We start from the raw sequence: 19,989 nt of genomic DNA, 5'->3' as shown, positions 1-19,989 counted from the left end.
AAGGCAACGTAGAACTCCAAAAGGCCGCATGCTGGAAGCTGCGCTGCTTTTTGGGACATGTAGAGCGCGAAACCGGGCCATAACCATTGAAAAAGACGTTCCAGGTTGCTTTTTCGGCAATGTGGCTTGGCCTATACGGCTAAAATCGGGGTTACGTGTCCCAAAAAGCAATGTAACCTCGACCCGACCTTTTTTACAAAAGACTCCTTCATGAATATAAGCGAAAGAAGTGAATAGAATGAACAAAAACAACAGCAGCCGCGGCAGCGCGGGCAAAAGCGGCGGGCAGGGGCGCGGAGGCAAAAGCAAACCGCCGGTCGGATCGTCCGCAGGCGGCAGCCGCCGCGGCGGCGCAGGCCGGACGAACGCCGGCCGCGGACGCGGCGGAGCGCGCCCGGAAGAAGAAATCGAAGGACTGCCGGTCGCCAAGAACGACGAAGTCAATCTCGACATCATCGGCATGAACCATAACGGCGAAGGCGTCGGCCGCGCGGACGGCTACACGCTGTTCGTGCCGGGCGCACTGCCAGGCGAGAAAATCTCGGCCAAAGTGATCAACACCAAAAAGCAGTACGGCTATGCCAAAATGAACCTGCTGCTGCAGGCCAGCCCTTCGCGCGTCGAAGCGCCGTGCGAAATCTTCGACCGCTGCGGCGGCTGCCAGATCCAGCACATGGATTATCCGGCGCAGCTCGAATGGAAGCGGCAGCAGGTCGCGGACAGCCTGCAGCGGATCGGCAAGCTGAACGTGCGCGCGTTCGGCGCGCCGTCCGCAGGCGAAGCTTCAGGCGGAGCGGGCGAGCCGCTTGAAGGCGACACGCGCGTGTCCGCCGATACGGCGGAAGCCGGCGCCCATGCGGCCGGACCCGGCGAAGCGGGCCGGGCGGGCGATGCGGCTTACGAAGTGTCGCCGGCCGCCGCGGAGAGCGGAAGCGGCGGCAGCCTCGCTGCCGGCTACGCGCCCGAAGCTTCTTCGGGCCAGCCTCTGCCGGCGCTTGAGGCAGCGGCATTCGGCGGCGGCGAAGGCCGCGAGAACGGGCCGGCGCCGGAAGGCGGCTCGGCCGCGCTTGGTGACGCGGGCGGCGCGCAAAGCGCCGACGCGGCCGCGGAAGAGGCGGCGGCTCCGGGTTCCGGCGCTGACGCAGCCGGCGAAGAGGCGCCCGGCGTGCTCGTGCCGCCGACGCTCGGCATGAGCGACCCGTGGCGCTACCGCAACAAAGCGCAGGTGCCGATGGGCGAGGAGCACGGCCGCCTGATCGGCGGCTTCTACGCGCGCGGCACCCACCGCATCGTCGATATGGAGACGTGCATCATTCAGCACGAAGCCAACGACGAGATGGTCGAGACCGTCAAAGCGATCGGCCGCGAGCTGGGCATCGCCGCTTACGACGAAGAGACCGGCCGCGGCCTGCTGCGGCATGTCGTCGTCAAAGTCGCTTTTTCAACCGGTGAGAAAATGGTCGTGCTCGTCACGAACAGCGAGCGGCTGCCCAAGTCCGAGCAGTGGATCGCCGCGATCCGCGAGCGCGTCCCCGGCGTGCAGAGTATCTGCCATAACGCCAACCTGCGCCAGACAAACGTTATTTTCGGGGAGACGACGACCGTCCTGTGGGGCCAGGAAGTCATTCACGATTACATCGGCGACGTGAAGTTCGCCATTTCCGCCCGCTCCTTCTACCAGGTGAATCCGGCCCAGACCGAAGTGCTGTACGGCAAAACGCTGGAGTATGCCGGCCTGACCGGCGAAGAGACCGTGATCGACGCCTACTGCGGCATCGGCACCATCTCCTTGTTCCTCGCGCAAAAAGCGAAGCGCGTCTACGGCGTCGAGATCGTCAAGGAAGCGATCGAAGACGCCCGCAAAAACGCCGAGATCAACGGCATCGCCAACGCCGAATTCGAAGTCGGCGCGTCCGAAGACGTCATTCCCCGCTGGCGCGAGCAGGGGGTCACGCCCGACGTCATCGTCGTCGATCCCCCGCGCAAAGGCTGCGACATCCGCCTGCTGGAGACGATCATCGAGATGAAGCCGCAGCGCGTCGTCTACGTCTCCTGCAACCCGGCTACTCTCGCGCGCGACCTGCGCGTGCTGGAAGACGGCGGGTTCAAGACGACGAAGGTACAGCCGGTGGATATGTTCCCGCAGACGGTGCATGTGGAGGCTGTTGCTTTGCTGGTGCGGCAGGGCTTGGAGTAAGGGAATAGGTAAGATGGGGACGAATTGGGGACGCGAGCTTGCTCGCGTCTTTTTATATACATTGAAATGCATGGAACTGTCTCAAATTTTATATTGATCAATATTGAATTTCAAATAAACTCATGTTAGACATTAGCAGGGATTAAATGAGAATAATGCTGTAAAGATTATTTACCGATGCTACAATGAAGAAATAAAGTATATGAAGCAGGTGGCTTGAATATGAAAGAAAGATACGTTATCCAAACAGCAGAGCAGTGGTATGGAGACGAGTTAACTTTATACGCTGATCGTTATATGGCAGAACGAAATCATTACAAAGTAAAGAACGACTTTTTAGAATTAAATATATTGAATGAACGAACATTGGAGGCGGCTGCCCGAAGAATAGGTCGTATAAGTCGTCGTGCGATAGCTCTTGGCGACGAGGGATTGGAACTTCTAGCTCAAGCAAACACGAATGATAAAGCAGCCCTTATTTTAATGAGTTATCTAGAAGTCTATCGATTGCCATACGAGTTCGTATTTGAATGGCTTGTGACTAGAATGGATCGTATTGATCGGCCTGTATTTATAGGTGAGTTCGATCAATTTTATCAACATAAGCATACTCAAGAGCCTGAATTATTAAGCTGGTCAGACAGTAGTATAAGGCGCATTAGAACCCAGATCTTCACTATGTTGCAAAAAGGGAATTTAATAAAAAAAGTAAGTCCGGGTTCCTTTCAAGTATATCAACTATTACTTTCGGATAAGACTACAGCTTACTTTGAAAGAAGAACGCCTTATCACTTAACAATTTGAAGGATGGTAAACTGTGGAACAAATACAAGAACGTTTATTAACTCTGGAACGGCGGCTTTTCGATGACGATTTTTTAGAACAACAAAGAACCATTATTCCTTATTATCTGTTTGTTTATCAGTTAGAGGAAGAGCATATAGTCTTAGAGGGAACGGCTAAGCTTCTGGATAGGGCTGAAACAGTCGGCAAAGCAGTAGTCGAAGTGAATCTATTTGATGTATTTCAAGAAGTTTTTAAAGATGATTTAGAAGCCATCGATGAAATGATAAAAACAGAAGGACTAGCCGAAGTTTTAGAAGCAGTCGAACCTACACTTAATGATGGAGAATCCATTGTAGAAGGCTTTAATGTATTAGCTGGTGAGGCAGAACTTATTTTACTAACGGGCGTTGGAACTGCTTATCCTTTTATTCATGTGAGTGGGTTGTTGAAGCGTCTGGCAGTATCGGGTAATTCGCGGCGGATTGTAGTCTTCTACCCGGGCATATTTAATGGAACCCAGTTAAGCTTGTTTGGCCGTCATGAAGCTACAGAGGACGAATATCAAATTTATATCATAGCGTAATGGAGGAAACATATGCAACTTCAAGATATATTCCAAAAAAAAATTGGTCGCCCTATTCAAGCAGTAATCCAAGCTGAACAACATAATAATGAAATTCGGTATAACGAGCTTGAGGAGTTTGTCTTAACAACTGAAGGTGAGAAGCAGCTTAAAGACTTTCTGAATCATTATATAAAATCAAAAGATGCGCCTACCACTGACACGGCAGTATGGATTGCCGGTTTTTTTGGTTCAGGAAAATCTCACTTTATGAAAATAATCGGCTATATGCTGGAGAATAAAGCAGCCTTAGGGCCTGAGGGAATAGAAAAGAGTCCTGCTGATTTTCTCAAGGAAAAAACAACAGACTCTGAGCTCCAGACATGGATTGATGAAGCAGTAAAAATGCAGAACCAAACTATTACTTTTAACATCAGTGCACAGTCTACAATGAAAAAAAATGAGAAGTCAGGTATAGCCGAGATTTTATATAACAAGTTTAATGAAATGATCGGTTTATCGAAATATGCCAAAATTGCACAAGGAGAACATCACCTCTTAGAAGATAATAAATATGAAGCATTCATTGCGGCTTTCAAAGAGTCTACGAACCAAACTTGGTCAGAAGGACGAGATAAGGTCAAGTTATACTCCAAGAAGGCTGAAATAGCGTTACAAATGATTGGTTATGATGGTGCAGATGCCAAGTCACTTTTTATGAGTGAGGTTGATTTGACGATTGAAGATATCGTCAAACTGATTTCTAACTATGCCAAAAACAGAAACCCTGATTATAGATTGATCTTCCTTATTGATGAGATCAGCCAATATATTGGCAATAACTCGCAGCTTATTTTGGAACTCCAAACTATTGTAGAGTTGTTTGGTTCAATCGGATTGGGACAAGTATGGGTAGTTGTAACTTCTCAGAAAAGCTTGAACGATGTAACGAAAGACGGAAAAGAAGATGATTATTCTAAAATTCAAGCGCGTTTCAAATCCCGAATCAATTTAACTAGTAGCGATACAGATGAAGTAATTAAGAAGCGTTTGTTAGAAAAGAAGCCTGAAGCTATAACGGCACTTCAAAAGATCTATCAGAACCAAAAAGATCTTCTTCAAACTACATTAGCTTTCAAGAATGACACAACAAAATTTAGCGGTGGTTATCAGGACGAAGAGGAATTCATCGCTATGTATCCGTTGGTACCTTATGAGATTCCTATGTTGCAGGCTATATTTCAAAAAATTCGAGAGCAGGGTGAAGGGGGAGCCAGTACTTCACAAGGGGAAAGAACAATCATTGCAGCGGCACAGTTAGCTATTCTACAAAGTCGTGACGAACAATTAGGCAGCCTGGTATCTATGGCAGAATATTATCCTTCTATTGAACAACAATTAGACCCGGTTATTGTGAATACAATGAAACATGCAAGCGATCTTATTAAAGAAGGGAAATTAGAAACCAAAGATTTACCTGTTCTTCACTTGTTATATTTTGTCCGTGGCCTAGAAAACACAACAGTTAGATCAGAAATTGATAACTTGGCCGTAATGTTGATTACAAATGTACAAGGTAGCCTGAGCCAAACTGCAACTCAAGTGGAAACTTCATTGGAGCGATTAGTACGACGTTTATTCGTTTCGAAAAAGTTAGATGGCACTTATGAATTTCTGACCAGTGAAGAACGAAAAGCTAACGAAGCAATCAAGCAAATTGAGGTTGAAGATTCGGAAATCGAGTCTCTCATTCAGAAGCACTTGTTTACAACCGTCATTCCAGTTGAACGGCGTAGCATAACGGTGAATGGACGAGTGACTAGATTTGAAGCTTACTATAATCAACAACGTGAAGGTGGTAAACAGGAAGCACTTAGGCTTCGCGTTGAAACAGGCACTTATCAGCTTTTAGCTACCGGTGAAGGTGTAGTTCGAATTTGCTTGCCTGAACATGAGTACCAAGAAGTGTTTGATTTATTAAATCGAAAGCTAAAAATTGATCGGTATGTTCGAAATGCTAGAGCCAATCCAACCGTTGACTATAATGCTGCGGTCGTAGAGAAGAAAAGGTTTGAATCTAACGAGCTGGACTCTATAGCAGTAGAGCGATTAAAGCTGGCGGTAAAACAAGCAGGTTTTCTAGTGAATGACGAAGAATTGCAGATTAAGAGCGGAGACATTTATTTACGTTTAGAAGATGCATTTAAAACTCTAATTGCTAAAACCTATACAAAGATGCAACTAGTAACTTCGTTAGCTTTAAAAACATATAAAGAAGATTGGGACAAACTAGCGACTGGAAATTTCAATTCGCTAGAAGCCTATTCTCCATCGGGTTGCTATGATGTCAATCAATTTTTGAATGCAATGTTTAATAAAAATGTAGTTACTTTGGAAATGCTTGTGGATCGCTATACGGATGCTCCATATGGATGGGAAGAACGCGATACGATAGGTGTTGTGTTAGCTCTGTATGCCGATCAAAAGCTGAAATTGAGATATAGTGGTAAACCTCTTACACCTGCAACTACTGATTTTGTTGCTATATTAGATCGAAAATCAGAGAGGTCCAAAATTTTGTTGGAGCAGGTTGCATCAGTAAGTCAAGAGGAATTAAATGTTCTAACAAATACTCTTCGTCGCGCTTTTGATATCCATGAATCCATCAAAGGAGAAACGATCGAAGAAATTGTTCATTTTATTGACGAACAAGTCAATCAAAAATTCTATGAACCGCTCAGCGAAATTGAACATAAAATGAATGCTCTGCAGTATCATCCAGGATTAAAAGATGTAGTAACTATTCAGGCATCAATTGGCTTATATAAAGCACAACCAGATGAGAAGGCGAAATTAGCTTGGTTTCAAAGAGCTGGCGTAGACACTTTCGTTGAAGCAAGTGAAACATTGAGTGACTTATCCGATTTTTATCTAGAAGGCCGGGACTACATGGCCTTTAAGGAAATCGAGCATTTTGCTAATATACATCGACAAGATATCAACTTAGCTACCTTGTCAGCAGATTCTATTCAAGCCAGTGCGCTACAATTTAAGAAAATGATAGAGTCTGATCGTCTACCGGGACAAAACCTTAGAAAATTGCAAAATTTGCAGCAAGAACTAATAGCCTATTGGAAGAAATATTTGGAAATAGAACGACAACGTGCTACGGTGTCGCTTAAGATTGCGGAACAACAGCTCGATCAATTACCACAAGATAGTAAGGAACAAGAATTGGTAATCGAACAAGCTAAGATGGAGTTAGTCTCCATAGAACAGAGCGTAATTCGAGCCACAGAAATACCACAGTTAACTAGTATGGCAAATCAGGCGACTTTTATTTTAAGTAGTACAAAACAAAAGCTCAATGAACTTGTCCAGCAGGAGAGTGAAGAATATAAATCGCCAATTGTATTTTATGGTGCTGGAAATGTTATGCAGACTCTTTTTGCCAAACAAGATCGTTTCGAAAGCGAAAGAGATATAGAAGAAGCCCTGACAAGGCTACGAGCAGAACTGTTAGCTAAATTATCGGAAGGGACCATTGTTAGAGAACGTTAATGGTATAGGAGACAGCTATATGGAGCGACAAATTCAGGCACTTCAAGAGCTGCTTTCCCTTGAAGTTGCTTCTAAAAAAAGGGCAATTATTACTTGGATTGAACCCGATGGGGAATGGGAAGTTGAAACTCTACAGCAACTGTTAGGAGATTCCGTCCAAGTACGAGAGCTGAACGAACAATCTATTTTGCAATTGAAACGGGAGGTTGAAAGAGAATCCAGACATGCTTCTTTTGTGCTGTATACTTCTCGGGCAGTAGATTCGTCTGTACTTGATGCTCTTCATTCCGTTATTGGATGTGGAACGATTTTTAAGAGTGATGATGTATCGGTTTTAGCTAGCAAGTGGAACACCGACGAAATGTCATTACGGCGTTTAAAAATGAGTTATCCGAAATTCTTTAATGCTGCTCGGCGCGTGTCGAATTTAGAAAAGATACTAAAGCAAACTCCCGGAATAATTTCAGAAATTCACTTATTGGCGGTATTAACAAATAGTACGCCTGATATAAAAGCAATATTACAAGCTCTACTTCAAAAATGGCATAATCATGATTATGCTGTGTTGATAGATATTGAAAAGATGGAATTTACCCATTCACTGATTACAGGAATAAAAGATTATTTAGCTGTCGAACACTTAACGGAAGACTTTATGGATAGCGTAACAGATATTATCATAACCAGTGCTTTTCTGCATGAGGGTGGTTTATTGACGCCGTCATTGGTGCCTCTCAAGTCACATAAGATTAACCAATTAGCGGACTTACATCATCAAATGCTGGAAGATAAATCAATGCAACTTGTATGGTTGTCGGCGACAAAAAAATGGGCTGAACGATATCAAATCCATGATGATTTGCGTGCATATGCTTTAAAAGAATTACTACGCTTTCAAACTTTCGTAGTAGTTGATGAGGTACTACTGGAGCGAATACGACAAGATATTCTACAAACTGAATTTCCAGAAAGCTTAGAACATTGGAGGGCTGCGCTCGAACAACGCGAGCTTGTGGAATCTGTATATTACACAAAGCAGATACGCAATCAGTACAGCTATCTTCTCGTGTATTTAGAACTGCGAAATTTGTTAAATGAGATACTGCATATACTTCCTATAGAGCCGAGTTCTTTACAGGACTTGTATGAGAATTATGTACAGGTCGAATATAAAATTGATCAGCTTTATCGACACTTATCTATCTCTGTAGAAGGATTGGATGATGAAGTTTTCCTTGAAAGTTATGAGTCCATTCAACATAGTTATGAGCAGAATTACTTGTTGACTCGTGCTGCACAAGCAGTACGTTTAGTTGATCAAGTTCGCGATTCATCCAATATACCGGTGCAAACTTCTTTTTACGAAAAGTATGTCCAGGTACCAAGGTTGATGACAAAAGCAAAGCAATACGTCATCATATCCGATGCACTACGTTATGAAGCAGGTGTAGAGCTTGCAGAGAGGCTGCAAAGTAATGTGAGGGCAAGTGTAACTTGCCAGGCTATGCAAGCATCAATTCCTACATTCACCAAGTTAGATATGGCGAGCCTGCTACCGCAAAGTGGCAAGATGACATTTCAGAACAACATCGTTTATATAGGAGGAAAGCCCACATCAGGACTTCAAGATCGTGAGAAAGTTTTGCAGCAAGAGAGTACAGCCATAGCCTACAACTTGGCAGATTTTATGAGACTTCGTGTAAGTGAACGAAATATTGTTGTTCGTGGCAAAGAGGTGGTGTATTTATATCACAATATCATTGATGCTTTAGGTGATAAGGCTGTCACAGAACATAAAGCATTCGCTGCAACAACAGACGCGATTTTTGAGATTGAAACAGCAGTAAGGGCTCTTATTGCAATGGAGGCTAAGCGAATCGTAGTAACAGCTGATCATGGTTATCTGTTCTTAAGTGAAAAAGCAACTACGTATACCCATGCAATAGCAGATCGAGTAGAAGCTGTAGAAGGAAATAATCGGTTTCTTCTATATACAGAAACAAGTAATCCTAGTATTGAATATGGTGCCACGCAAGTACCGCAGGAACATACTCCACTATCAAAGATGAAAGTAATCTTGGCTGATGGTTTAAATCGCTTTCGACGTGGAAATGGGACTAAATTTATGCACGGAGGAATTACAGCTCAGGAGCGTATTACTCCGGTTATTGTTGTTGAGGCTGCAGGGAGTGGAAATAAGCAAGTTGCTGTCAGCTTGCTCGATAGCAATCGATTGATTACTACTCGGAATCCTAAGTTTGTTTTCTATCAGACGGATGTAATCCAACCGGGAATTCAGGAGCGCTTAGTAAGGATTAGTCTACAGCAGAACAAGCAGCGTGTCTCAAATGTGGTTCGATGTATATTTGATGCCAAAAAGCGAAGTGAACTAGAATATCGAATTGAATTGAAGCTCTTTGAATTAGATTATCCTCTTCAGAGCGAGGTACAGCTTATCATTGAATCACCTGATGGTAATGGAAATTGGTTGCCTTATCAGTCTTATTCTTATTTCATTAACATTTTGCCACATCGATAACACAGGCCAAACTAAAATGAAGGAGCACATGGATGAATAAACGAGCGCTAGAAAGGTTTGCACCAAAAGAGCGAGTAAATCTGCGTAATGCCGTAGAAAAACGGCTACAACGCTTAGGTCTGGACGCTCTTACTCTTCCAGAGTTCTCAACTTGGTTTAACCAAGCAGGCAGTACTATTACCGTTAATGGACAAGTTTATCTCGATTACAATAAGCAAGCTTTTCAATCTTTGTATCAAGAACGTATAAAGGTTGGCTATGAACAGTTGATTGAAGAGTTAGCCTACACATGGTTTAACCGTCTTATTGCAATCCGTTATATGGAAGTCAAAAGATTGCTACCGGATTACGTTAAAATTATTGAGCATGATTCACTTACCCGTCGTCCAGAAATTATGGACAATTATGGTCACTTATCTGTAAATAGAATAGAAATCGAAGATTTGAAGCTACGGAATGAAGAAGAATCTGCTTATCGAAAGCTATTCTTAGCTTCTGCCAATAAACTTGGTGAAGTTATGCCGTTTCTTTTTGAGCCACTTCAGGATTGGACAGAATTGGTGCTTCCGGACAAGATGCTTGAACCTGGCGGTATTATCGAACGAATTTTGAATGCGGAAGGGTTGGCAGAGAGTTTTGAAGATGGGGTAGAAGCAATTGGGTGGTTGTATCAATTTTACATCTCAGAAGCTAAAGACGCTGCAATGAGATTGAAGAAAGTTCCTCATGAGCACTTACCAGCCAGAACTCAATTGTTTACGCCCAAATGGATTGTTCGTTATATGATCGAAAATTCACTCGGACAATTATTATTGGAATCCTATCCAGATATTAATCTGAACACTGAGTGGAAATATTATGTAGAGCCAGTAGAACAAAGCGTAGATGTGCAGTCAGCATTAGATCAGATTCGTTATAAAAATATTATGTTGGAAGACGTTAGTTTGCTAGATCCTGCTTGTGGATCAGGACATATTCTCACTTATGCGTTTGATTTGTTGTTCGCAACCTATATAAAACAAGGTTATTCGAAGCGAGAAAGTGCTCAGCTTATTCTTAAATACAATCTATTTGGCATGGACGTTGACCGTCGTGCCGCTCAACTCACAGCGTTCACATTAATGATGAAGGCAGTAGAGGCAAGTGGGTCTAGCTTCTGGCGGTCAAGAATTATTCCTAATGTTATTTCTATTGAATCATCAAACGAATTAGACATGGGATACTTAGAATTAACATTTCAGGGCAAAGATTTAGAAGCAATACAAGTACTTTTGAACAATTATGAAGATGCAAGGGAGTATGGATCACTGCTTCAACCACCATTTGTAGATGTTGCTCGACTGAATTCTTTATTTCGTCAATCTGATAAAGAAAATGAAAAGCAAGGGTCTTTGTTTGAGCCAACCACCGATGGGAATAGTCAGCTTCGTTTAATTTGGCAGCTTATGACTCAACAAGAATACTTGACTCGGCAATACGATGTAGTGGTAACAAACCCACCTTATATGAGTGGGTCAACGATGAGTACAAAGCTGTCAACATTTGCAAATAAAAACTATTCGTTATCAAAGGCAGACTTGTTTGCAATGTTTATGGAACGTAACAAGTTGTACACTAAGCAGTACGGGTTTAATGCGATGATTAATCAGCATTCATGGATGTTTCTTATGACTTATGAAAAATTAAGAATAAAGTTATTAAGAGAAACGACCATTACTTCAATGCTGCATTTAGGACCTCGTGCGTTTGAGGATATTGGAGGAGAAGTGGTACAGAGTACTGCTTATGTATTGCGTGAGTGGCAAGGACCTCACTATAGAGGAAAGTTCTATCGCTTGGTCGATGCTTCTACAGCAGTTGCAAAAGAAATGGTGATGTTAAAAGCTGATTCCAAGTTAATATATACACCGAAAATTCAAGATTTTTCGGATATTCCGGGTACTCCAATCGCTTATTGGGCTAGTGCAATTGAACGCGAGATATTCTTGAAAAATCCGTCATTAAATCAAGTAGCCGATGTTCGGCAAGGCTTAGCAACAGCGGACGATAATCGATTTCTCCGTTATTGGTGGGAGATCGACTATACGAAGATTGGCTTCAATATGAAAAATAGAGAAGAAGCACAAACAAGCGCATACAAATGGTTTCCTTTTAATAAAGGAGGAAGCTACTTGAAATGGTATGGGAATTTAGAGTACGTGATCAATTGGGAAAATGATGGAGAAGAACTTAAAAGGTTTACGAAGTCTGTACTCAGGAATCCTGGTTATCACTTTAAGGAAGGAATCACGTGGTCTTTAATTTCCTCAGGAAAACCTAGCTTCAGACACTTACCGGCTGGAATGATTGCCAGTCACAAGGGACCTGCCATTTATCTTAATACAGACAAGAGTAAAGATCTATGGAGATTGTTAGGAGTATTGAATTCTAATTCTGTACGAGAGTTTCTTAAGATTTTATCTCCAACTATCGGCTTTGAAATCGGACATATAAAAAGCATTCCTCTTCCTTTGGATTATCAAACTAGCAATATAGGTGAACTAACTAAACAAAATGTACAAATAGCTAAAGTGTTGTGGGATCGTTCTGAAACGTCGTGGGAATTTAAACAAATGGCTCTGGTACATGAAAATTATACTTTTTCTAAGCTTGCTGAGGCCGACGAAAAAGATAATAAGAACATGAACAGTCAATTGTTACAACTCCAAGATAATGAAGAAAAGCTTGATCAGATGGTAGAACGATTTTATGAAACGGGATTTTATAAAGAAGAAAATTTATCAAGTAATACAGATAGAAGTAATTCTAAGGAAAAAGCAAAAGGTTTACTCTCATACTTTATAGGGTGTTTAGTTGGGCGATATTCTATAGATCATAAAGGTCTGATTTTTGCAGGTGGCAATTGGGACATGTCATATTACGATTCTTTTCTACCAGCAGAAGATGGAATTGTTGGCTTAACGGATGAGCATGTATTTAGCGACTCTAAGGATATTTATTTACGCCTAAAAGAATTCTTAATAAATATCTACGGAGTACAAACTCTTGAGGTAAATCTTAAATGGATTGCTGAACAAATTGGTGAGAAATCGAAAGAGACTGTTGAACAAACCATTCGAAACTACTTTGTAAAAGATTTTATTAAAGATCATATTCAAATTTATAAAAAACGCCCTATTTATTGGTTGATTAGCAGTGGGAAGCACAAAGGTATGCAAGCTTTAATTTATATGCATCGCTACACACCTAGCACGTTAGGGTTGGCAATGCAAAATTATTTTGTCATTTTATTAAACCAATGGCGTTCTCTTTCAAAAGTAACGCAAGAGGAATTAGATTCTGGTACGCTGAGCCCTGTGGCGAAAAGAGAAAAAACTAAACAATTGAAGGTTTATCAACAGCGAGTGGCAGAGCTTGAAGCATTCCAAGATAAGTTAGATAGTTACGCTCGTCAACAAATTGCTATTGATTTAGATGATGGCGTGAAAGTGAACTATCAAAAGTTTAATGGAATCTTAACCAAGGTCGATTTCTAAGATGAGGTGCTTCTATGTATGAGAAAGGAACAATAATCCGCGGGCCGAAGTGGGCTGAACCAATCGAAGTCATCAGCTTTACGGAAGAAGCAGGCATTGGATATTTAGCGCAAGTAAAAGGACGCCGCACCAACCGATTCTATGAAGACTATATTCTTACGGAAGAATTGGATCAGTTAATAGTGTCTGATGTTATTCAAGATCAATTGGACAATGATACTATCGTTGATCTACTGCAGTATTATCTAATTAAACAAGACATGTCGTACGCTGATCACCAGTCGCGAGGCAATCAAAATGTGATGCCACTTCCTCACCAGATAGAAGCGGTTTACTCCAAAATGATGCGGACGCCAAGCGTCCGTTTTCTGCTGGCTGATGATCCGGGAGCTGGAAAAACGATTATGAGCGGTATGCTGGTCAGTGAACTATTGGCTCGAGCAACGGCAAAAAGAATTTTGGTTCTTGTGCCTCCGCTTGTATTGACCCAGTGGCAGGCAGAGCTGCAATCTAAATTTGGCGAGCCATTTACTATTGTAAATAAAGCATTATTATCCATCTCCAGCGGAAATCCTTTTGAAACACATGATAAAATCATTTGCTCGCTTTATTGGGCGATGCGAGATGAGATCAAGTCATCGATTCTTGCAACGGAATTCGATCTTGTTATTGTAGACGAAGCTCACAAGATGGCTGCCTATACGCAGTCTTCCAAGAAAAAGCGTTCGATTCGAAAAACAAAACTTTTTCGGTTAGGTGAGGAGGTAGCGCAAAAGACTGAGCATCTTTTATTACTAACCGCTACGCCTCATAAAGGCGATCGTGAGAATTACCGCCATCTTCTCAGTCTCTTAGACGAAGATTTGTTTAATCCTTATGTAGGAGCAAATGAACTTGAAGCAACGGCACGTCCATTTGTAATCCGACGATTGAAAGAATCCATGGTGCAGTTCGACGGAACCCCATTGTTTCCAAAACGCACGACTCATACGTTAGCATTTAATTTATCCGGAGCTGAAATTGAGCTGTATAACGCAGTTACAGATTATGTTCGTGAGCATTTTAATCGGGCGAAGCGTGAAGAAAATCGGTCTACGACCTTTGCGATGATGCTTTTACAGCGTCGCTTATCTTCCTCCATCGAAGCAATCTACTTATCGCTCTTACGTAGACGTGATCGTCTGCGTACCATAGCGGAAGCAGAAGCAAAACGGTTGGAGCAAAGTTTTGTTGATGAAGATGAGCTATCTTTGGAAGAAGCAGAGCGTATGGAAGAAGAAATGCTGGGAGCAAGTACTTCTTATGATCCTTATGAATTGCAGGTGGAGATCGATCAGCTCTCTCAATTGATCGAGCTTACCGAGCGAATTCGAGCAGATGATATTGAGTACAAATACGCAGAACTGGAACGAACTTTATTTGGGCCGAATGGACTGATCGCAGGTGGAGAAAAGCTGCTGATCTTTACAGAGTCGAAAGATACTCTGAATTATTTGCAGCGCCGACTTACAGAACGAATTGGTGTCATTGCTATTATTGAAGGTTCTATGAATATGGAAAAGCGTGCGCAAGCGGTAGAGTTGTTTCGCAATGAGGTACCAGTCATGATTGCTACTGATGCCGGTGGCGAATCAATCAACTTGCAGTTCTGTAATCAAATGATTAATTACGACATACCTTGGAATCCGAACCGGCTGGAACAACGCATGGGACGTATTCACCGGATTGGTCAGAAAAATGAAGTGTTCGTTTTCAACTTAGTGGCCGTTAATACCCGAGAAGGGGTTGTGCTGGACAAGCTTCTTGGGAAGCTAGAGGCTATGCGTACTGACTTAGGAAGTGATTTGGTATACAACTTTCTAGGAGATGTTCTGGAAGCCTATGATCTACGTTTGGAAGATTTGATGGCGGAATCTATCGAGAATCGGGAGCATTTGGACGAGGTCATTGCTAAGATGGACAAGGTATTATCTGAAGAACATGCTGAGCTTATTGAGCTTGCCAAGCAGGAGCGCGTAGCGGACAAAGTCGATTTACCTGGAGTCCGCAAATCATTCAATGATATGCAGCTGCGTGCGCTGCCTCAACGGGCGTACAGTCGATTTCTACGCCGCGAGTTGGAAAAGGAAGGCATGTCGCCTACTGAGAGAATTAAGCAAGTGTTTCGGATTAGCTATGTGCCAAGAAGCGTAACGCAGAAGGCAAAATCGCTGGGACTACATCTTCCTAAACAAGATGAATGGCTGTTAACGACAGATCGTAAGCGTGCAACTAGTGAAATAGCATTGATTACGGCTGGGCATCCGCTTGTTACATTGTTATTAACTAAGGCCGAAGAAGAGCGTTTAGCGAATAGGTTTACATCATATTCTGTTAACTTGCAGACGCCTGAACCGCTTGAGGTAATTGTATTTAGCTATGGATTGCGCGATGGAAATGACCGTGTTGTATCTAATCAACTAAAGGTGCTTGGATTACGACAGAGTGGAGAAACTGTAGAATTATCCGCTCATTGGTTATATAGCATAGACCTAGAATTCACAGAGAGCCCGCCGCTACCAGAACGCTTATTGCAGGAAGCTAAAAAATTTGCTATTAATGAACAGCGAGATCTGCGTCGTACCCGAGAGCTGCAGGCGATTGAGAAGGAAGAAAGACTGAACCAAGCATTCGAAGTGAGGCTTAAAGAGCTGAAAAGTCGATTACAAGAGTTTATTGATGAAGGGGATGCTGCTCGAAATAGCGCTAATATTAACCGATATGAGAGCAATATCCGGGAGCAAGAAGTACGGCGTGAACGTCGTTTGGAGCAAGTTCAGCGCGAAGGTGCGATTAGTTTGCAAAAAATTGAGACCGTGATCGAGTTTCGGGCAAAGCAAACTGATTCATGGCGGTGCTTTCCTAGCGATATTGCATCAGTCATTTCTTACTATGAAGAACAAGAAGGCCGTCTGGCTCGTGTGCAGCCTGCTTTCGGCTTAGTGGATTTTGTGAGTGAAGGAGAAGAGTACCAACGATTTATTTTGGTCGTAAGTAAGTTGCCGAAGTCTTTTACAAACCTAGAAGATTATATGGATATTATTGAAGAAACATATATTTATGTGGTTAACGGTTACTTAATTGAGCAGGTTGTAAAACTTAAAGAATATATGAAGTAGAATCTGGGTTCTTCAAGAAATACTGAAGACGCGCACTACAATTTCAAAAAAAGAACCAGTCAGTAGCGCTGGTTCTTTTTATTTACTATCTACTATCTTCGCGTTTATCATTTTTATCTACTTGATCTGAATGAAGTTCTAAAACCGATTCAAATTTGTCTGCAGCCGATTGATCCGCCGCTCGTAAAACATGACCATACACATTCATAGTAGTCCCTATATTGCCGTGTCCTAGCCTTTCAGAGATAACCTTAGCATGTATGCCTTGATTGATCAGTAGCGTAGCTGAAGTGTGTCGCAGATCGTGAAACCGAATATAACGAAGACCTTTTTTCTTTAGGAAATCACGAAACCAAAGGTAAGGTCTTTCCTGGTGAAAAGCACTGCCATCCGGATGACTGAAAACGAAGTAACGCCCATTCCCTTGCCAGCGATCCCCGATCTTTTCAAACTCGTCCATCTTATACGAACGGTACTCTTTAAGTTCTCTGAGCATAGCAAGGGGTATAGCTACCTTACGCCTTGAGCCTTTGGTTTTGAGTTCTTTGACATGCGCTTCACCACCAGGGGAGAGAGTTACACTTTGTTCTACAGAAATAACTCCTGTTTTCCAGTCGATGTGATGCCACTCTAAACCCAATAATTCGCCTCTACGCAAGCCGGTTATCAGTGCCAGAGTTATCATGATTCTCCAGTGAATAGGAGCCTGCTGAAGCGTGATTAAAAGAAGTTTTATTTCCTGTTCATCGTATGGGCGTACCTCTTTATGTTTGACTCGTGGTTTCTTTATCTTGGCTACAGGATTTTCCTTTAAGAGTTTCCACTCTACTGCGCGTGTAAATATATTTTTTAATACTCTATGAACGACTTCAATAGTTCCGGACGATATCTTACCTTTGCGAAAGCCCATTCGATTTCCGCTACGTGATAGGGTTTCTAAAAATTCTAAAATGTGAAGAGGCTTGATCTGATCCAGGCGCATATGACCAAACTGTGGAAGGATTCGATTTTTGAAATGTGACTCGTAGAGAATTAGGTTTTTTTCGGCTAAGTGTCGCTCCGCATATTTGGTCCTCCATTCTTGGACAAAAGCTGCAAAAGTCATTTTTTCAGGAGCAATATATTCACCGGCTTCTACTTCGATTTTGAATTTCAAAAGCTCATCGTTTAGGAATTCTTTAAGCCGCTTTGTCGTTCTCAAAAGGGCAGGATCATCACCTTTTTTTCACCGCGAAAAGATTCGAACCAAAAGCGTTTCGTCAAACGATCGATCCCTGTCGAAGTATCGTCTATCATGGAGATATCCGACAAATCGCACGCCGCACAGAAGGAGAGGGAACGAATGAACATTCAACTGATTCGCAACGCTACGCTGATCGTCCGGTATGCGGGCAAGAAATTCCTGATCGATCCGTTTCTGTCCGAGCAGGGCACGCTTCCTGCTTTTCCCAATGCCGCAAGAACCGATCAGAACAATCCGCTCGTTGGCCTGCCGGCTTTGAACAGGTCGAAGTGCTGGACGAGAACACGGTTTTTGAAGGCATTCGATTGATCAAAACGCTAGGCGAGCACGGACGCGGAGACATTCTGCAAATGGCGGGTCACGTGTGCGGCGTCGTATTCAAGCATGACAGCGAACAGACGCTGTACGTCGCCGGCGATACGGTCTGGTACGACGCCGTGCGGCGGACGATCGAGACGCATCAGCCGGAAGTGATCGTCGTTAACGGCGGAGATAACCAGTTCCTGCAGGGCGGTTCGCTCGTCATGAACGCGGAAGACATCCATAATGTCCACCAGGCCGCGCCGAACGCCCGCATCCTCTCGGTCCATATGGAAGCCGTCAACCACTGGAATCTGTCGCGGACGGAACTGAGGGATTTTGCGGCTCAAAAAGGGATCTCTGACCACATTCTCGTGCCGGACGACGGAGATTCTTATACTTTCTGAACAACTTTTTTGAAAAGCAACCGTAAAACAAGCCGAACCTCATATAGAACGTAAACGAAAAAAAAGAGGCGCTTTCGAGCGGCTCTTTTTTTCGTTTGGATTGAAATCTGTTAAAACCTATTATGAGATCCTTCTATATTTTTATTTAAATAGTAATTAATAGACTTAAGTACCTGTTTAAATCTCCATCTCCATTTAAGCTCATACTTTAGAACCTATTATATACAAAAAGTTATATTTTAGGATTTTTCGTGTTAAGTTTAAGAAGTAAATAAGTTCAAATTGATTTTGGGATTGTCAAAATTCTTTTTAAGAAGGAGACTTTTGGAGATGAAAAAAAGCTTGATTGCAATTAGTGCCGGTCTTTTGGTTTTAAGCGCTTCTGCTGCTCCGGTTTCTGCTAGAACGTTAGCGCAAGAGAATTCCAATATTAGTTCCATCCAGAACCGTCCAATGATTTCTTTTGGTGAGACGGATCAAGATCAGAAATTACTTGCAGGAGCCGTTGCGATCAACGAGTACATTGCAATAGGCTCCGACGGATTTTTACATATTGCGGAAGAAGGTAAAACCAAAGTAAGCAGCGAAGTCTATCGCGTAATTGAACGGGGAGTAAATACAATTAATGCTGAAATTCAATCAGGGGCACTTATTGTAAATGGGAATACTGCAACTCTCGGTAGAATAGCACCTATGATTGAAGCTCCTGGCCCTGGCGAATTCACGACAAATGCCTTTAGCAATGCGTATTGGTGGGGTGTGGCTATAACGTTTAACGACCAAGAAACCCAAAATCAGATTTATACGCTGACACAAACCGGAGTGATTTGGGGACTTGTTGCGACAGTAGCAGGAGTAAGCGGAGCTCATGCGGCTACAATTGCAGCGGCGCTAGTCTCGGCAGGCGCATTTATGATAGCCAATTCAATGTCTGCACACAATATGGGGAAAGGTGTTACACTTAATATACATTGGCTGCCTGCTCCGTACTTTGAGTCTACAACCAATAGATAAGGAAGCCGTACAGTTCGTTCAAATGTGAAGGAGGAGATTCACATCGTTGTGACTATCCTAATTTCAATCGTGGCATTTCTTTTGCTCTTTACGGCGGTAAAGTTCATGGCTACGAGGCTCAAGAGTCCGCATCAAAGAAAATGGCTTTATCTCGGGCTTATGTTCTTGGCCTTGATCTCTCAGACTATACCGCTTCTCAAAGGAAACATGTCGGCACTGCCTGTTTTTCTTTTGTTGATAGTAGCTGCTGTATGTTTGGGAAGGCATTTGAACGAAAGTTCCAAAAGAAAGCATTATTGAAGAGTTTTAAGCCGTTCGTACTGGCGCATACCGAAAGGATAGGAGTGCAACTGCATTCCTATCCTTTTTTTCGGCTGATTGACCCTAGCCTCACAAACGGTCTGCAAAAATGCACTTTTACGTCCCATTCCCGCCAACCTTCTTTTTTTTGCGCAAAAGTCCATTGAATGAAGTCCTTCCGCTCCTTATGATAAGTCAGTGAGAATAACTATCATTTGGGGATTGGAAAGATGAGACAAATCGGATATGCCGATAAAAAAGCTGGGCACGCCGGGGGACGAAGCTTGCGCTGATCCTGGCATTAACAGGGGGGCTTGCGGCAGCCGAAGCTCCGGCGAAGGACACGCGCACCGTAGAGCATGTGCTCGGCAAGATCGACATTCCCG

Annotated in this window: 9 protein-coding genes and 1 pseudogene; 9 read left to right on the top strand and 1 reads right to left on the bottom strand. The window is 43.1% G+C overall.

Annotated features, from left to right (window positions below; translation table 11 throughout):
• The first annotated feature begins 238 nt into the window (after positions 1–238).
• From rlmD to FTE24_RS09165, 7 genes are all read left to right on the top strand, one after another.
• Entirely contained in the window at positions 239–2,197 is a 1,959-nt protein-coding gene (rlmD, locus tag FTE24_RS09195) for a 23S rRNA (uracil(1939)-C(5))-methyltransferase RlmD (RefSeq protein WP_150232444.1), read from the top strand.
• Between the two features lie 222 nt (positions 2,198–2,419).
• On the top strand, positions 2,420–3,001 hold the full coding sequence (locus tag FTE24_RS09190) for a BrxA family protein (protein ID WP_150232442.1): 582 nt from the start codon (positions 2,420–2,422) through the stop codon (positions 2,999–3,001).
• A gap of 13 nt (positions 3,002–3,014) precedes the next feature.
• Entirely contained in the window at positions 3,015–3,566 is a 552-nt protein-coding gene (locus FTE24_RS09185; RefSeq protein ID WP_150232440.1) for a BREX protein BrxB domain-containing protein, read from the top strand.
• Between the two features lie 12 nt (positions 3,567–3,578).
• Complete coding sequence (gene brxC / locus FTE24_RS09180; RefSeq protein WP_150232438.1) at positions 3,579–7,106, top strand: BREX system P-loop protein BrxC; 3,528 nt, start codon at positions 3,579–3,581, stop codon at positions 7,104–7,106.
• A gap of 19 nt (positions 7,107–7,125) precedes the next feature.
• Positions 7,126–9,645 carry a BREX-1 system phosphatase PglZ type A gene (pglZ, locus tag FTE24_RS09175; RefSeq protein WP_150232436.1) on the top strand — a complete coding sequence of 840 codons (2,520 nt, stop codon included), beginning with the start codon at positions 7,126–7,128 and terminating at the stop codon, positions 9,643–9,645.
• Between the two features lie 32 nt (positions 9,646–9,677).
• The gene (gene pglX, locus FTE24_RS09170) at positions 9,678–13,181 is read left to right on the top strand and encodes a BREX-1 system adenine-specific DNA-methyltransferase PglX (protein WP_150232434.1); all 3,504 of its coding nucleotides are present in this window, start codon (positions 9,678–9,680) and stop codon (positions 13,179–13,181) included.
• Positions 13,182–13,195: 14 nt separating this feature from the next.
• Positions 13,196–16,339 carry a DEAD/DEAH box helicase gene (locus tag FTE24_RS09165; protein WP_150232432.1) on the top strand — a complete coding sequence of 1,048 codons (3,144 nt, stop codon included), beginning with the start codon at positions 13,196–13,198 and terminating at the stop codon, positions 16,337–16,339.
• Positions 16,340–16,424: 85 nt separating this feature from the next.
• Here FTE24_RS09165 and FTE24_RS09160 read toward each other — a convergent pair whose 3' ends face one another.
• Entirely contained in the window at positions 16,425–17,540 is a 1,116-nt protein-coding gene (locus FTE24_RS09160; protein WP_150232430.1) for a site-specific integrase, read from the bottom strand.
• A 141-nt stretch (positions 17,541–17,681) separates the two neighbouring features.
• Here FTE24_RS09160 and FTE24_RS09155 point away from each other — a divergent pair.
• Positions 17,682–18,289, top strand: a pseudogene (locus FTE24_RS09155) (MBL fold metallo-hydrolase).
• Between the two features lie 330 nt (positions 18,290–18,619).
• Entirely contained in the window at positions 18,620–19,303 is a 684-nt protein-coding gene (locus tag FTE24_RS09150; RefSeq protein ID WP_150232428.1) for a hypothetical protein, read from the top strand.
• Positions 19,304–19,989 lie beyond the last annotated feature (686 nt).

This window comes from Saccharibacillus sp. WB 17 (assembly GCF_008634075.2).
GTDB lineage: Bacteria > Bacillota > Bacilli > Paenibacillales > Paenibacillaceae > Saccharibacillus > Saccharibacillus brassicae.
This window is presented reverse-complemented; position numbering and strand designations above follow the sequence as displayed.

What these genes read in the sequence shown, in the direction of transcription:
- brxC (WP_150232438.1), top strand. Translation starts at nt 3,579, where the DNA reads ATGCAACTTCAAGATATATTCCAAAAAAAAATTGGTCGCCCTATTCAA.
- FTE24_RS09150 (WP_150232428.1), top strand. Translation starts at nt 18,620, where the DNA reads ATGAAAAAAAGCTTGATTGCAATTAGTGCCGGTCTTTTGGTTTTAAGC.
- FTE24_RS09190 (WP_150232442.1), top strand. Translation starts at nt 2,420, where the DNA reads ATGAAAGAAAGATACGTTATCCAAACAGCAGAGCAGTGGTATGGAGAC.
- pglX (WP_150232434.1), top strand. Translation starts at nt 9,678, where the DNA reads ATGAATAAACGAGCGCTAGAAAGGTTTGCACCAAAAGAGCGAGTAAAT.
- pglZ (WP_150232436.1), top strand. Translation starts at nt 7,126, where the DNA reads ATGGAGCGACAAATTCAGGCACTTCAAGAGCTGCTTTCCCTTGAAGTT.
- rlmD (WP_150232444.1), top strand. Translation starts at nt 239, where the DNA reads ATGAACAAAAACAACAGCAGCCGCGGCAGCGCGGGCAAAAGCGGCGGG.
- FTE24_RS09165 (WP_150232432.1), top strand. Translation starts at nt 13,196, where the DNA reads ATGTATGAGAAAGGAACAATAATCCGCGGGCCGAAGTGGGCTGAACCA.